Raw genomic sequence first — 13,848 nt, 5'->3', positions numbered from 1 at the left:
CCTTGCGATGCGTCCCCTCGGCCCTGACGGGCCTGGGGAGACCCCATGCACCAGACGCCACTCCCTGATCCAGCCTGATCCAAACGAAAGACCCTGGGTGTCCTGACCTGGTTCACCCTCAGGTCCGCTTGATCCGGAACGATGTCAGTCATTCTCCGGAGACCTTCCCGGTTCGTGTCGCCGCGCGAACCTGGCACGAGCGGCGTCATGGGCGCTGCGCAGGAGCTGCACGACCGTGTCCGTCGTCCTCTCACCAGGATTGACGACAGAGACCCAGCCGAGTGCCCCGTATACCGGGTGCGGCATCACACTGTCGGCGGCCGTGTGATCGCGAGGTCGGGTGAGACGGCGCGGCTCCTCCCCCGTGAGCTCTCGGAACGTCGCACGGTCGGCGTGGATGTTCACGCGCCAGCGACCCGGGGGGTCAAGGTCGGAAGCGTCGTCGCCGGGGTAGTTCTTGCTGACGATCGTTCCGTACGGCTGGACGTTCTGAGGCTTCTGACCGTCGGGGGCGTAGTAGAAGAATGCATCCCCCCACGCGAGCTCGGGGAAATCGCCGCCCGGCTCCGGGACAACGACGAGTGCGCCGGCGAAGCCTCGCACGGTCTCGATGATCTGTTCCATACTCATGGTTCCAGCATCACCTTCAAGTGCTTACGTGGGGTTGACTGATGGCCGAGCCGGTGAGCGGTCCGCAACGGGCAGCGCTCCGAACCACCGATGTCGCCGTGGAGTCGGGGTATTCGGTGCAACAGGTTCGCGACCTGGAGCGGCTGGGAGTCATTCCCCCAGCCGCTCGGTCGAGCAACGGTTACCGCTCTTACACACCGCTGCACGTGCACGCCCTTCGTGCCTACAGGGGGCTCGCAGGTGCTGTTGGGCCTGTCACAGCTCGGCAGATGCTCGCGGAATTGCGAACGGGGACGATCGCGGAGGCGGCCTCAGCGATCAACACGGTCCATGTTCGGCTCGCGCGGGAACGAGAGGAGGTCCTGCATGCTCAACAAGCGTTGCGTGCGATCCAGGCCGAGGCGAACACACCCGAATTCGAGCAGGACAGTGACGCGATGACGATCACCGAGCTCGCCGGGGCGCTCAATGTGCGTCCCTCCGCCCTGCGGTTCTGGGAGCAGGAAGGGCTCGTCACCCCCGAGCGAGTGACGTCACTGCGAGCACGTCGCTACGGTCTTTCCGCCGTCAGGGCGGCCAATATCGTTGCGGCTCTCCGCGGCGCCGGTTACGGCATTCCCGCAGTGCGCGGGATCATGGGCTCCCTGCACCAACTCGACGGCCGGGAAGGGACCCAACGCATCCTGCAACAGCGTCTTGACCGGATCGCCACGCGGACCGTGGCGCTGCTCCGAGCGGGCGCAGACCTGGCGGCCGTCATTACGGCCGCCCAGGAACCGACCCCCACCTGAGACTTGTCCCGCAAACTGCCTGCTCGGAGCCTGATGGCAGGATCGAAGCATGATCAGTGAACCCGGCCGGTCCGGTGCGATGAGGTATGTCCTGTTCGATGTCGATGGCACGTTGATCGATGCCCTGGACAACCAGCGCCTGGTCTGGCGAACGTGGGCGGAGCGGTACGGGCTGGACCCGGAAGAGGTCTACCAAGTGGCGCTGCGGACGAGGCCGATGGAGACCTTCGCGCAGGTCGCTCCGGACCAGGACCCTCACCAGTGCCTGGCGGCACTGCACGAGCTGGAGGACGAGGACGTCCGTACCGGTGCCTATACGGCTTTCGACGGTGCCTCGGAGCTGCTGAACGCCCTGAAGCCCGGGGCCTGGGCGCTGGTGACGTCCAACTATGAGCACCGGGTGCGTGGACGTTTCGCGCGGACGGGCTTGCCGGTCCCGCAGGTCCTCGTGGACGCGGCCGCTGTGGAGGAAGGCAAGCCGTCGCCGGTGCCGTACCTGCGGGCGGCCGCGGCACTCGGTGCCCGGCCGGAGGACTGCCTGGTCATCGAGGACGCCGTCTCCGGGGTGCAGTCCGGGCTGCGTGCGGGGATGACGGTGTGGGGCGTCAACACCCCCGCAGCGGTGGACGGCGTGCATCGCCACTTCGGCACCCTGCACGAAGCGGTCCGCGACATCCTCGCCTTCGCCTCCGGACTCCTCCCCGACCGGACGGAGGCCTGCGCCTAGTCCCGCTCCGGGCCGAACGGCGTGCCCTGGTGGAAGTAGAGCAGCCAGCCCTGCTCGGTGCGTCGCCAGAGCGAGCTGCGGTGCACGCGACGTCCGCCCGAGTCGGTGTCGAACGTGAGGTGGACGGCGTCGTCGGCGAGTTGCGTGCCACGCATGTCCGAGGTGGTCTGGGGCCGGGGTGGCATGGCCTCGTCCGACTTCGCCGTGACGGCGGCGAGCACGGTGGCGCGGTCCCAGCGGCGGCCGGACGGGCCGACCTCGTGGAAGTCGGGGTGCAGCAGCGCCTCGAAGAGCGCGGGCGTGGTGCGGACGGCCGGGTCCAGCAGCCGCAGTTCGCCCTCGATGGCGGCGGCGACCGCGGGGGTGGGCGCGGGCCTGCGGTCAGTCACGGGTGAGCTCCACCAGTTTGACGACGGTGTTCCAGTTGCGGGTGGTGGCGGTGGTGCCGCTGAGGAGGGCAGGGCGTGAGAGTGCCTCGGCCAGCTTGGAGCGGCCGAGGCCCTCCGGGGCGTAGAGGTACAGGGCGCGGTCGCCGAGCCGGAACTCCTCCGGGAGGAACGCGGCCTGGTCGAGGCCGGCGAACCGGTCCGCGGTGACGGGTGCGGACAGGTAGGTGACGTGGAGCTGCTTGGCCTCCAGCTCCGCCGCGGGGAAGGGGCACGCGTCGGCGACGGCGCGCAGGTACGGTCCGCCGCGGACCAGGCAGTCGACGCCGAAACCGAAGCGCTTCTCGATCGCCGCTCCGAGCTCTTCGGCCAGGGCGTCCTCGGCGCCGGAGGCACTGGTGAAGGCCGCGTTGCCGCTCTGCAGATACGTCTGCACGTCGCTGTGCCCCAGTTCGGTCAGCAGCGCGCGCAGCTGTGCCATCGGGACCTTCTTGTGACCGCCGACATTGATTCCGCGCAGCAGGGCGGCGTACCTCGTCGTCATGGTCACACCATAGGACGGCCGCCGTGCCCCGTGGGGGAGGGCACGGCGGCCGCCGGTCAAGGGGTGGGGCCGGTTACTCGACGATCTTCAGTAGCTTGTTCACCGTGCCCTGGGTGGGGTTGGAGATCTTGTCCGCCGTGGCGCCGTCGGTGAGGGCCTTGGCGACCTGCTCCGGCGTGGCGTCCTTGTGGCCCGCCAGGTAGACGGCGGCGGCGCCGACGACGTGGGGCGTCGCCATGGACGTTCCGGATATGGTCTTGGTGCCCTCGTCGCTGTCGTTCCACGCCGAGGTGATGTCCGAGCCGGGAGCGTAGATGTCCACGACCGAACCGTAGTTGGAGAAGGACGACTGCTGGTCGTCCTTGGTCGACGAGGCCACGGTGATGGCCTCCTGGACACGGGACGGGGAGCCCTGACCGGCGTCAGTGGACTCGTTGCCGGCGGCGACACCGAAGGTGACGCCGGAGGCGATGGCCTTGCGGACGGCCTCGTCGAGGGCCGGGTCTGCGCCGCCGCCCAGGCTCATGTTGGCGACGGAGGGGCCCTGGTGGTTCTTGGTGACCCAGTCGATGCCGGCGACGACCTGCTCGGTGGTGCCGGAGCCGTTGTCGTCGAGCACGCGGACGGCGACGATCTTCGCCTTCTTGGCGACGCCGTGCGCGGCACCGGCGATGGTGCCGGCGACATGGGTGCCGTGGCCGTTGCCGTCGTTCGCGTCGTTGTCGTTGTCGACGGCGTCGAACCCGGAGACGGCCCGGCCCTCGAAGTCCTTGTGCCCGACGCGTACGCCGGTGTCGATGACGTACGCGGTCACGCCCTCGCCCGCGCCGTCGGGGTAGGTGTACTTGTTGTCACCGGCGGTGTCGGCCTGGTCGAGGCGGTCGAGGCCCCACGACGGCGGGTTGTCCTGGGTGGCGTTGATGGTGAACTTCTTGTTCTGGACGACCTTGGCGACGGCCGGGTCGGCCGCGAGGCGCTTGGCCTCGGTCTGCGAAAGGCCGCTGGCGGAGAAGCCGTTGACGGCCGAGGTGTAGTTGCGCCGGAGCGTGCCGCCGTATTCCTCGGCGAGCTTCGTCTTGTCCGCCTTCTCGTCCAGCAGGACGATGTAGCTGCCGGAGACGGCGCCTTCGGCGCCGAGGCCGTAGACCGTGCCTTCGGCGGGGGCGGGGGCGGGCGTGGTGCCCGCGTGAGCCGTACCGAAAGCGGTGAGGCCGACGACGACGGCCGTGGCGGTGGCGAGCCTAACTGCACGTGCGCGCTTGGGAGTTGCCATGAAGAGGGGTCTCCTCGTCAACAATTGTGTGGGGGGGTCGACCCTCGGACGGGAAATCTTCCGGGGGTCGTTCGAAACCCTGGTCGATTGATGCGCGCAGATCAAGGCCTTCACATACCTGTGACTTACTCAACAAACTTTCTTAATAACAAATCACTCAGGCCGGAAGCTTCACGGCAACACGGCGTGGCATGGCCCAAATGGCCATACCACGTAACGTTTTACAACGACTGAAGGAGAGATTGACGGGGAGGATTACGCGCGATCCACAAGCGGAAGCTCCGCCTCAATGATATCCGCCGCCCGCTTCGCACCACCCTCACCGGCCATGCCGAGCCGGATCTCCTCGGCCCGCCGCGCCACTTCGGGGTCGCCGGCCAGCTCCAGGACGGCTGCCCGCAGGGCGTCGGCCGTGGCGTCGGCCATCGGGAGGTGGCGGGCGACGCCGAGCGAGGCCAGCATGTCGGCGTTGCCGAACTGGTCGACGGCCTGCGGGACGGCGACCATCGGCGTACCGGTGGCCAGCCCCTCCTGGCTGCCGCCCGCACCCGCGTGCGTGATGAACGCGTCCGCCTGGCGGAGGATCGCCAACTGCGGTACCCAGCGGTGCACTTCGACGTTGGCGGGGAGGTCGCCGAGCTCGGCGGGGTCGACGTACCTGCCGATCTGGAGGACGACGTGCCAGCCGGGCAGGCCGCCGAAGGCCTCGACGCAACGGCGGTAGAAGTCCGGCTGCTTGGTGAACGCCGATCCGAGCGAGACGAGCAGGACCTTCTCCGCACCGGCCGGCCGCTGCCACTCCCCCTGGTCGCCGCGCTCACCCTGACAGGCGCCGACGAACGTGAAGACGGACTCGTCGACCCGGTCGGCGTTCGGCTGGAGGACCTTGGGGATGAGGACGACGGCCTTGCGGGGGCGGGAGATCAGCCGGTCGGGGTGGGCGTGGACGCCGTTCTCGGCGAGCCACGCCTCGAAGCGCGCGTAGTAGGCCTTGCCGCGCTCGGACGCCTTGAGGTCGGCGAACATCGGCTCGGCGACCTCCTCCTCGTACCCCTCCCAGGGGACGAGGTTGGGCCACAGGGAGACGGCGGGGACGCCCCAGCGGTGGGCGAGGACGGGTGCCGGGTAGGCGGTGATGTCATGGATGACGAGGTCCGGCTCGTCACCCTCGAAGGCCGCCGCGAGCTGGGGCAGCACCTGGATGGCATCGTTCAGGAACGGCTCGATGTTGTCGATCAGCTCGGTGCCCCACGCCTCCGGGTCCTCGTCGGTCGGCAGTGTCGAGGTGTAGATCACGGGCTCCGCGCCGGTCGCGGCGACCTTGCCGGCGAAGGAGGCGGGGATCGCGTAACTGACGCGGTGCCCACGGGCGACGAGCTCCCGGATCACTTCGATGCTCGGGTTGACGTGCCCGTGGGCGGCTATGGAGAACATGGCGATGTGGGCACGCTCGGTGGCGGTCATGCTCCGCAGATTAGACGAGACGATACGTCTCGTGCAACTAGTACGCCGATCCCTTCAGCGACCGGTGCAGAGCGAGCCACGCCTCGGGCGGCACATGGGCGACCACGACCGACCGGTCCAGCCCCGCCGCCCGGAACCCCCGGTCCAGCCGGCTCGCCGCGTACCCCTCCCGGCACAGCGAGGCGTGCACCGAGCCGCCGACACCACGGAAGCCGACCTCGACGAGCCGCCGGTACGCGGCGGCCTCACCGGGCGGCAGCAGCGGCCGGGCCCGCCGCTCGATACGCAGGATGCCCGCGTCCACCCGCGGCACCGGCCGGAACTCCCGGCGCCCGACCCTGCCGTGCAGGGCCCATGACAGCCAGGGCCAGTGAAGAACCGTCAGCTTCGACCAGCGGCCGTAGTCGCCGGTGCGCTTACGGGCGTATTCGAGCTGGGTGATCAGGGTCGCGTCGGTGAGCGCGGGCGCGTGAAGGCACCAGTCGACGATGGCCGCGGTACGGGAGAAGGGGACGTTGCCGACGACGGCGAACGGTTCCCGGGGCGGCCGCGCGGCCAGGAAGTCCCCGCCCACCACCCGCACCCCGGCGGCGCCCGCGAAACGGGTGCGCAGCCCCGGCAACAGCCGGGCGTCGATCTCGTACGCCCACAACTCGCGCACGAGGGGCGCGAGGACTTCCGTCAACGCCCCCTTGCCCGCGCCCACTTCGAGCAGGAGCCGGTTCGGGTGGGGGCGTGCGGCCCGCACGAGGCGAGCGGGGGCGGCGGTGGTGGTGGTGAGGAAGTTCTGCGACAGCTCGCGCCGGCGATGGTGCGTGCGGGGCTGCGCAGGGGTGGATGTGCGTGCGGATGCGCGTGTGGGTGTGCGGGCCATGGCCTGCGGTCCTTGTCTCCGTGACGGGCATACGGGCGGACGAAGGCCCTGACCGGAGACAGCTGGGCGTACCGGGGCACGCCGGGGCGCACCCGGGCACGCCGGGAAGCGGGGGACGCTCAGAAGGACGGTGTCATCACCGTCGGGCGGCGTGGGTCCCCGGGCCGGTCAGGGCACCGGGGCCGCGGCGCAGCCGCATGGCGTACGCGCAGCCCCGGCCGTGACCGGTGATCGAGCCGATACCCATGAAGGCGCTGCACATGGGCCCCATGCTGGACGCCCCGTCTCCTTCCGTGCAACGGGATTTCAGCGCTGGTAGCGCGCCAGGACCAGGTTGCCGTCCTCGACCAGGCGTTTCTCCAGCTCGGCGGCGTCGATGGCGCCGCTGTAGTACTCCTGGAAGGCGGGGGTGGCGACCTTGTCCTTCCACTCCGGGTAGCCGCGTACCGACTGTGCCGGGGCCGGCCGGAGATCGTCGGCCAGCGCGGCGCCGGTCGCCCAGCCGTCCTTCTCCGTGCGCAGCGACGGGTCCTTCAGCGCTTCCGTTCCGGTCGGCAGCATCCAGTCGCCGCGGGCGAGCCGCACCATGTTGGGCGGCTGGAGGAGGAAGTCGATGAACCGGGCGGCTTCCTGCTTGTGCGGGCTGTCCTCGGCGATGGACAGCGTCTGCGGGCTCACCCCCTGCGCCAGGCCGCCGTCACCCGCGGGCGCGGGCAGCACCATCCACTCGAACCCCTCCGGTGCCTGCTGCGCGATCTGCTGGCGGTAGGAGAACCCGAGGGGGACCATCGCGTACTTGCCGCCGAAGAAGCCGGGGAGCGTGTCGGAGCCGCCCATGCCGAGCGTGCTGCGCGGCGCGCTGCGGTCGGTGTTGACCTGGGCGTGGACGGTCCCGGGCATCACCGCGTCGCCGTCCGTGAACCGGATGCGGGCCCTGCCGTCGTCGTCGCGGTGGAACAGCCGCCCGCCCGCGGACAGGCCCAGGTTCAGCGAGACCGAGACGGGCTCCTTCAACGGCCACGCGACGGCGTACTTCCCCTCTCCCATGGTCGCCGTCAGCTCCTTGGTGACCTCTCGGAACTCGAGCCACGTCCACGGCCTTTCCGGCGTGGGGACACGGACGCCGGACGCCTGGAGGATCTTCCTGTTCGCCATGATGACGCGCGGTTCCTGGAGGAACGGCACCCCGTACACCCCGTCGCCGAAGGTGGTCGCCTTCCAGCTCGTCCCGGGGATGTCCGCCTTGAGCCGGGCGGGCAGCAGCGGCCGCAGATCGGCGAGGTAACCGCCGTACGCGAAGTCGGCCAGGTCGTCGGAGGCGTCGTGGATGATGTCGGGCGCCTCACCACCCTCGAAGGAGGTGAGGAGCTGGTCGTGGACGCTGTCCCAGCTGCCCTGGACGTATTCGACCTGGAGGTCGGGGTGCGCGGCGTTCCACTCCGCGACCAGTTCCTTGTTGGCGTCGACGGACTCCTTCTGCCAGGCCAGGGACTGGAAGCGGAGCACGGTCCTGCCCGGTGGGCGCTCACCTCCGCCGACGGTGCAGGCGGCCAGCAACAGGGTGAGGACGAGGGCGAGGACTCCGGCCGTGCGTGCGCGCATCAGGACTTCACCGCCCCGGCCAGCATGCCGCCCGTGATCCGCTTCTGGATGATCGCGAAGACGACGAGTGAGGGGAGGGTGGCGAGGAACGCGGCGGCGGCGAGCGGGCCGAGGTCGGCGACGCCCTCCGCGCCCAGGAAGTGGGTGAGGACGACCGGCAAGGTCTGCTTCTCCGGGGTCTTGAGCAGGACGAGGGCGAAGAAGAACTCGTTCCACGCGGTGATGAACGCGAAGAGCGCGGTGGCGACGATGCCCGGGGCGAGCAGCGGCGCGGTGACCGAGACGAGCGTACGGAGTCTGCCCGCCCCGTCGACGGCGGCGGCCTCCTCCAGCTCGGCCGGCACGGCCCGTACGTATCCGGTCAGCATCCATAGCGCGAACGGCAGCGACCACACGACGTACACCAGGATCAGGCCGGAGAGGGTGTTGATCAGGTGCAGGTTCTTCAGGACGAGGAAGAGGGGGATGATCACCAGGACGAAGGGGAACGCCTGGCTGACCACCACCCAGCCGGTGGCGGCGGCCGAGAGCCGGCTGCGGTGGCGGGCCATCACGTAGGCCATGGGAGTGGCGATGGCGACGGCGGTCAGGGCCGCGCCCAGGGCCGCGATCAGGCTGTTGGCGGCGGCCTGGAGCAGTGGCTGCTCGTCGAAGACCTGCCGGAAGTTGGCGAGGGTGGGCTCCTCGGGGATCCAGGTGGGGTGCAGGGAGCCGAGCTCACGGGCCGGTTTGAAGGCGGTGGAGATCAGCCACAGGAAGGGCAGGGCGAGGAAGGCCAGGTACGCCAGGAGCGCGAGGTACTGACCGGCCCGCCCGGGGCCCCGGGTGCGCAGGCTGCTCACTTCTCCCCCTTCAGCCGGCTGACCAGATGGACGGCGAGGAGTACGGAGATGACGGCGACCATCACACAGCCCATGGCCGCGGCGTAACCGAACTGCCCGTACCGGAAGGCCTCTTCGTATGCGAAGAGCATCGGCAGACGGGTGCGGCCGCCGGGCCCGCCGCTGGTGAGCACGTACACCAGGGCGAAGGAGTTGAAGTTCCAGATGAAATTCAGCGCCGTGATGGCGAGGGCCACGGGCTTGAGGGCGGGCCATGTGACGGTGCGGAACCGGCGCCAGGCGCCGGCGCCGTCGAGGGCGGCGGCCTCGTGGAGCTCCTGCGGGGTGTTCTGGAGCCCGGCGAGGAGGGCGACGGTGGTTTGCGGCATACCGGCCCAGATGCCGACCAGGATCACGGCGGGGAGCGCGGTGGCCAGTCCGGTCAGCCAGTCGCGTCCGTCGCCGAGGCCCAGGTCCCGGACGGTCTCGTTGAGGATGCCGGCGTCGGGGTTGTAGACGAGCCGCCACATGATGCCGACGACCACCTCGGGCATCGCCCACGGGATGATCGCCAGTGCTCGTGCGAGCCAGCGGAAGCGGAGGTTCTGGTTGAGCAGCAGGGCGAGGCCGAGGGCCAGGAGGAACTGGGGGACGGTGACGCCGACCGCCCAGAGCAGGCCGATCCGGAACGACTCCCAGAACAGCGTGTCGTGGAGCAGGTCCTGGAAGTTGAGCGTGCCGACCCACTGGGTGGCCCGGGTGCGTCCGGACTGGGCGTCGGTGAAGGCCAGGGCGATGCCGTAGAGCAGCGGGCCGACGCTGAGCAGAAGGATGGGGATCAGCGCGGGCAGGACCAGGAACCAGGCCCCGTGGTCCGTCGGCCGGTGTGCCGACCGGTGTGCCGACCTGCCTGTTGGTCTTCCGGCTCTTCCGCCCGTCCGCTTCGTCGCGGTCACCAATGTCACGGACAGTCCCCTTTGTGAAGTTGGGCCGGCCTGGCGTCATCGTCCTGACGGGCTGTCGGTTCGTCAAGGCAACCTGCATGGGTGCGAGACTTTGGCGGATCGGCACAGGTACGGGAAGGACGGACGCGATGGACGAGGTGCGGGCGCGGGAGGTCCTGGCCGCCGCCGGCCTGGAGGGCGGCGCCGGGCACGGGGCGACGCGCGGCGCCACGCATGGGACGGCCCGTGGTGCGGCGCATGGAGCGGTGCTGCTGGCGCTGGGTGAGAACGCCGTTTTCGCCGTCGGCGACCTGGTGGTGAAGGTCGGCCGGGACGCGGAACTGCTGGAGCGGGCCGCCCGGGAGGTGGCCGTGGCCTCCTGGCTGGAGGAGACCGGCGTCCCCGCCGTACGGGCCGCCGAGCCCAAGCCCCGGCTGGTGGACGGCCACCCGGTGACGGTGTGGCACCGGCTGCCCGCCGCCGTACGCCCGCCGGAACCGCGGGACCTCGCCCCACTGCTGCGCCGCGTCCACACGCTCCCGGAGCCGCCCTTCCCTCTGCCGCCCCGTGACCTGCTGGGCGGTGTGGAGCGCTGGCTGCGGCTCGCGGGCGACGCGATCGACCCGGCGGACGCCGCGTTCCTGCGGGAGCGGCGCGACGGGTTCGCCGAGGCGGCGGCCGCGCTCACCCCGCGCCTGGCGCCCGGCCCGGTCCACGGCGACGCGCTGCCGCGCAATGTGCACGTCGGCCCGGACGGCCCGGTGCTCGTCGACCTGGAGACCTTCTCCGTGGACCTGCGCGAGCACGACCTGGTGGTCCTCGCGCTGTCCCGGGACCGCTACGGCCTGGACCCGGCAGCCTATGACGCGTTCACCGAGGCGTACGGGTGGGACGTGCGCGAGTGGGAGGGCTGCGGGGTGCTGCGCGGCGCCCGGGAGACCGCCAGCTGCGCCTGGGTGGCCCAGCACGCGCCGTCGAACCCGAAGGCCCTGGCCGAGTTCCGCCGCCGGGTGGCATCGCTGAGGGACGGTGACGCGGAGGTCCGGTGGTACCCGTTCTGACACGAACTCCGTCCGCCGGCCGGAGGATCACCTGCGGGCGGGCCCCTGAGAGGTGACCCGGGGCCCCGGCATCCCCCGGGCCTCGCCCTCGCGGCTCCGGACCGCGTGGCGACCCTGCCCTGCTGCCCGTGCGCTACCCCGACTCACTGAGGGCGGCGGGCCGGGAGCAGCATCAGGCGTCCCGGTACGTGCCTCCGGCGGCCGCCCACGCTCTGACGGGCCACGCGGTCAGGCCGGGGACCTCAGCCCGCCGGGGTGGCGGTCGGAGCGAGCTCCCGCAGGGGCCAGGCCGGGTCTATGACGGCGTCCGGGGTGCCCTTGCGGCGCAGGAAGCTCTGGAAGTCCGCCGCCCACTGCGCGTACCACTCCACTTGGCGCCGGTGCAGCTCCACCGGGGTCAGCGCCGCCACCGACGCGTGCCGCTCCGCTATCGCGCGGGCCACCAGGACCGCCGCCAATGCGTCGGCGGCCGCCTGGTGGGCGCCGTCGAGCACCACGCCGTACTCGCCGCAGACCGCCTCCAGGTTCCGCTTCCCCCGGCGGTACCGATCGACGGCACGGTCGATGGTGTAGGGGTCGACGACCGGGCCGATCGGCGCGCCGCCCAGCCGCTCGCTCAGGTCCGGCAGTCCGTGACGCCGCAACTCGGCGGCGAGCAGCGTCAGGTCGAAGGCCGCGTTGTACGCCACGACGGGCACCCCGCGGGTCCAGTACCCGACGAGGGTGTCGGCGAGCTCGTCGGCGACCTCGCGGACCGGGCGGCCCTCCGCCATGGCCCGCTCATTGCTGATGCCGTGGATCGCCGAGGCCTGGGCGGGGATCCTGATACCCGGATCGGCCAGCCAGTCGCGGCGTCCCACCGTCTCCCCGCCCCGCACCTCCACGACCGCGGCCGTCACGATGCGCGCTTCGAGCGGCTCCGTGCCCGTCGTCTCCAGATCGAAGCCGACGAGCGTCTCCCCGTGCCAGCCCATGCTGCTCCTCCTCGCGATGCTGTGGTGCGCCCCCGTGCGGTGCACTCCCCCTGCGGGTCTTCACCTTTCCACGCACCACTGACAACGCCGCTCGGCTCCTGCTCTCACGAGACCGGACGGGAATCGGCCCAGACCGACTCGAACTCCTCCCGGTAGGTCTCGAACAGGCCGTGGTCGCTCTCCGTCCCCGACGTGACGACCGGTCGCCTCCCGCCGCGCAGCACCAGGACCGGAGCTTCCATGCCGCGGGCCCGGCGCAGGTAGGACTGGACGACGCCCACCCCGTCGGGCCCGTCGCCGTCGACGAGGTACGCGGTGAAGCGCGGCGTCTCGTCGAAGACCTGGATCTGGAAGGCGCCCGGGTCGCGCAGCTTGGAGCGCACGCGCCGCATGTGGAGGATGTTCATCTCCACCGAGCGGCTCAATTCGCCCTTTTTGATCCCGAGTTCCCTTTCGCGCCGTTTGACGGCACTACTCGCCGGGTTCAGGAACAGCAGGCGTATCCGGCAGCCGGACTCGGCGAGCCGCACCAGCCGCCGCCCGGAGAAGTTCTGCACGAGCAGGTTCAGGCCTATGCCGATCGCGTCGAGGCGCCGCGCCCCGCCGAACAGGTCCTCGGCGGGCAGCTGCCGCTGCAGCCGCACCCGGTCGGAGTGGACGGAGACGACGTCCGCGTACCGGTCGCCGACGAGGTCCTCCACCGCGTCGACCGGCAGCCGGTGTGCCGAGGGCACGCCCGCGCCGCCGCCCAGGATCTCCAGCAGCCGTGCGGAGGCCCGCTCGGACTGGTCCAGCACGGTGCGCGACAGCGCCCGGTTGCGGGAGACCACGTTCCGGGTGACCTCCAGCTCGTCGAGGGCGAGCTCCACCTCGCGCCGGTCGTCGAAGTACGGCTCGAAGCAGGGCCAGTGCTGGACCATCAGCTCACGCAGCTGGGGCAGCGTGAGGAAGCTGAGGACATTGTCGTCGGCGGGGTCCAGGAGGTAGCCCTTGCGGCGCGAGACCTCGCGTACGGCAACAGCACGCTGCACCCACTCCTGGCCGGCGGGCCCGGCCGCCGCCACCACCCAGTCGTCGCCGTGGACCGGCTCGTAGACGGGCCGCAGGACCGCGGCCACCACGGCACGCAGCCGCTGTTCGACCAGATTCAGCCAGATATAGGCCCGGCCCGCGCGCTGGGCACGGGTCCGCACCTCGCTCCAGGCCTCCGCGCCCCAGTCCAGTTCCGCACCGATCTCCATCGGCCGGGCGAGTGAGACCGCGCCGGGCGGGACATCAGCGGGGTCAGTGGAGTCCCCCTCGTGACCTGAGTCACCTGGGGGCAGCTCCAGCCCTCCCGAGCTCACCCGCGCACCGCCTTCTGCTCCTGGACGCCCGTCTCCAACGATCAAGGAAGGGTACTCCGGGAGCGGGAGGCGGTGCAGCCCGATGCCCGGGCTCCTTTTCCCAACGGCCATGATTCTTCCGCCCGTTCCCGACGCGCCGGGGGTTCGGAGTGAGCGGATTCATAATGGTTGGACCGCCGGGGCCGGGGTCGGCGGCCCGGCGGGGGGCCTCCGGTTCGGCGATCCGGCGGGCCGCCCCGGCACGGGCGACGCCCGGGAACGCGAAGTTGACCCGGGCAACCGGACGGACCCCGTCCTCATCCACCGGTGCGCTGATCGGACTAATCAGGATCAGGGGATGATTTCCGGCCACTGTGCCCCACACGCCCCCCGGTCACCCGGTAGGACCGGTCGAAGTCCTAGGAGGTCGCA

14 protein-coding genes and 1 pseudogene are annotated in these 13,848 nt (G+C 70.8%); 3 read left to right on the top strand and 12 right to left on the bottom strand.

Translation table 11 applies throughout. The features are described 5' to 3' along the window. Nucleotides 1-144: 144 nt before the first annotated feature. Entirely contained in the window at nt 145-624 is a 480-nt protein-coding gene (locus ABT360_RS24465) for a DUF6194 family protein (RefSeq protein WP_351820342.1), read from the bottom strand. Nucleotides 625-671: 47 nt separating this feature from the next. Between ABT360_RS24465 and ABT360_RS24460 the strand changes: the two genes are divergently transcribed. Next, nucleotides 672-1,421, top strand: a complete 750-nt coding sequence (locus ABT360_RS24460; RefSeq protein ID WP_351820339.1) for a MerR family transcriptional regulator — start codon at nt 672-674, stop codon at nt 1,419-1,421. Nucleotides 1,422-1,470: 49 nt separating this feature from the next. Further along, nucleotides 1,471-2,148: an HAD-IA family hydrolase gene (locus ABT360_RS24455; protein WP_351820336.1), complete on the top strand. Its 678-nt coding sequence runs from the start codon at nt 1,471-1,473 to the stop codon at nt 2,146-2,148. Here the strand turns inward: ABT360_RS24455 and ABT360_RS24450 are convergent. From ABT360_RS24450 to ABT360_RS24410, 9 genes and pseudogenes are all read right to left on the bottom strand, one after another. Beyond that, complete coding sequence (locus tag ABT360_RS24450) at nt 2,145-2,537, bottom strand: nuclear transport factor 2 family protein (protein ID WP_351820333.1); 393 nt, start codon at nt 2,535-2,537, stop codon at nt 2,145-2,147. The genes ABT360_RS24455 and ABT360_RS24450 overlap by 4 nt on opposite strands. After that, the gene (locus tag ABT360_RS24445) at nt 2,530-3,078 is read right to left on the bottom strand and encodes a DUF1697 domain-containing protein (protein WP_351820330.1); all 549 of its coding nucleotides are present in this window, start codon (nt 3,076-3,078) and stop codon (nt 2,530-2,532) included. Before ABT360_RS24445 ends, ABT360_RS24450 begins: the two co-directional genes overlap by 8 nt. Before the next feature lie 73 nt (nt 3,079-3,151). Next, nucleotides 3,152-4,351, bottom strand: a complete 1,200-nt coding sequence (locus ABT360_RS24440) for a S8 family peptidase (RefSeq protein ID WP_351820327.1) — start codon at nt 4,349-4,351, stop codon at nt 3,152-3,154. Between the two features lie 255 nt (nt 4,352-4,606). After that, nucleotides 4,607-5,852 (bottom strand): annotated as a pseudogene (gene mgt, locus ABT360_RS24435) (macrolide-inactivating glycosyltransferase). Then, nucleotides 5,853-6,689 carry an ErmE/ErmH/ErmO/ErmR family 23S rRNA (adenine(2058)-N(6))-methyltransferase gene (gene erm, locus ABT360_RS24430; RefSeq protein ID WP_351820322.1) on the bottom strand — a complete coding sequence of 279 codons (837 nt, stop codon included), beginning with the start codon at nt 6,687-6,689 and terminating at the stop codon, nt 5,853-5,855. A 136-nt stretch (nt 6,690-6,825) separates the two neighbouring features. Further along, the gene (locus ABT360_RS24425) at nt 6,826-6,951 is read right to left on the bottom strand and encodes a hypothetical protein (RefSeq protein WP_351820319.1); all 126 of its coding nucleotides are present in this window, start codon (nt 6,949-6,951) and stop codon (nt 6,826-6,828) included. 44 nt (nt 6,952-6,995) lie between these two features. Next, on the bottom strand, nt 6,996-8,291 hold the full coding sequence (locus ABT360_RS24420) for an ABC transporter substrate-binding protein (RefSeq protein ID WP_351820316.1): 1,296 nt from the start codon (nt 8,289-8,291) through the stop codon (nt 6,996-6,998). After that, the gene (locus tag ABT360_RS24415; protein ID WP_351820313.1) at nt 8,291-9,133 is read right to left on the bottom strand and encodes a carbohydrate ABC transporter permease; all 843 of its coding nucleotides are present in this window, start codon (nt 9,131-9,133) and stop codon (nt 8,291-8,293) included. Before ABT360_RS24415 ends, ABT360_RS24420 begins: the two co-directional genes overlap by 1 nt. Next, nucleotides 9,130-10,077, bottom strand: coding sequence for a carbohydrate ABC transporter permease (locus ABT360_RS24410; protein WP_351820311.1), 948 nt, complete (start codon nt 10,075-10,077; stop codon nt 9,130-9,132). Before ABT360_RS24410 ends, ABT360_RS24415 begins: the two co-directional genes overlap by 4 nt. Before the next feature lie 128 nt (nt 10,078-10,205). Between ABT360_RS24410 and ABT360_RS24405 the strand changes: the two genes are divergently transcribed. After that, nucleotides 10,206-11,117 (top strand): phosphotransferase enzyme family protein, encoded by a 912-nt coding sequence (locus tag ABT360_RS24405; RefSeq protein ID WP_351820345.1) that lies wholly within the window; start codon nt 10,206-10,208, stop codon nt 11,115-11,117. Nucleotides 11,118-11,359: 242 nt separating this feature from the next. On the opposite strand, the gene ABT360_RS24400 is transcribed toward ABT360_RS24405, so the two are convergent. Continuing rightward, on the bottom strand, nt 11,360-12,091 hold the full coding sequence (locus tag ABT360_RS24400; RefSeq protein WP_351820308.1) for a 3'-5' exonuclease: 732 nt from the start codon (nt 12,089-12,091) through the stop codon (nt 11,360-11,362). A 104-nt stretch (nt 12,092-12,195) separates the two neighbouring features. Beyond that, a complete protein-coding gene (locus tag ABT360_RS24395) occupies nt 12,196-13,437 on the bottom strand; it encodes an SAV2148 family HEPN domain-containing protein (protein WP_351820305.1) in 1,242 nt (413 codons plus the stop codon). Nucleotides 13,438-13,848: the final 411 nt, after the last annotated feature.

This window comes from Streptomyces sp. NPDC000229 (assembly GCF_040300825.1).
Taxonomy (GTDB): Bacteria; Actinomycetota; Actinomycetes; order Streptomycetales; family Streptomycetaceae; genus Streptomyces.
Note: the sequence above shows the minus strand (reverse complement) of the source record. Positions and strands in the feature narration are given on the sequence as shown.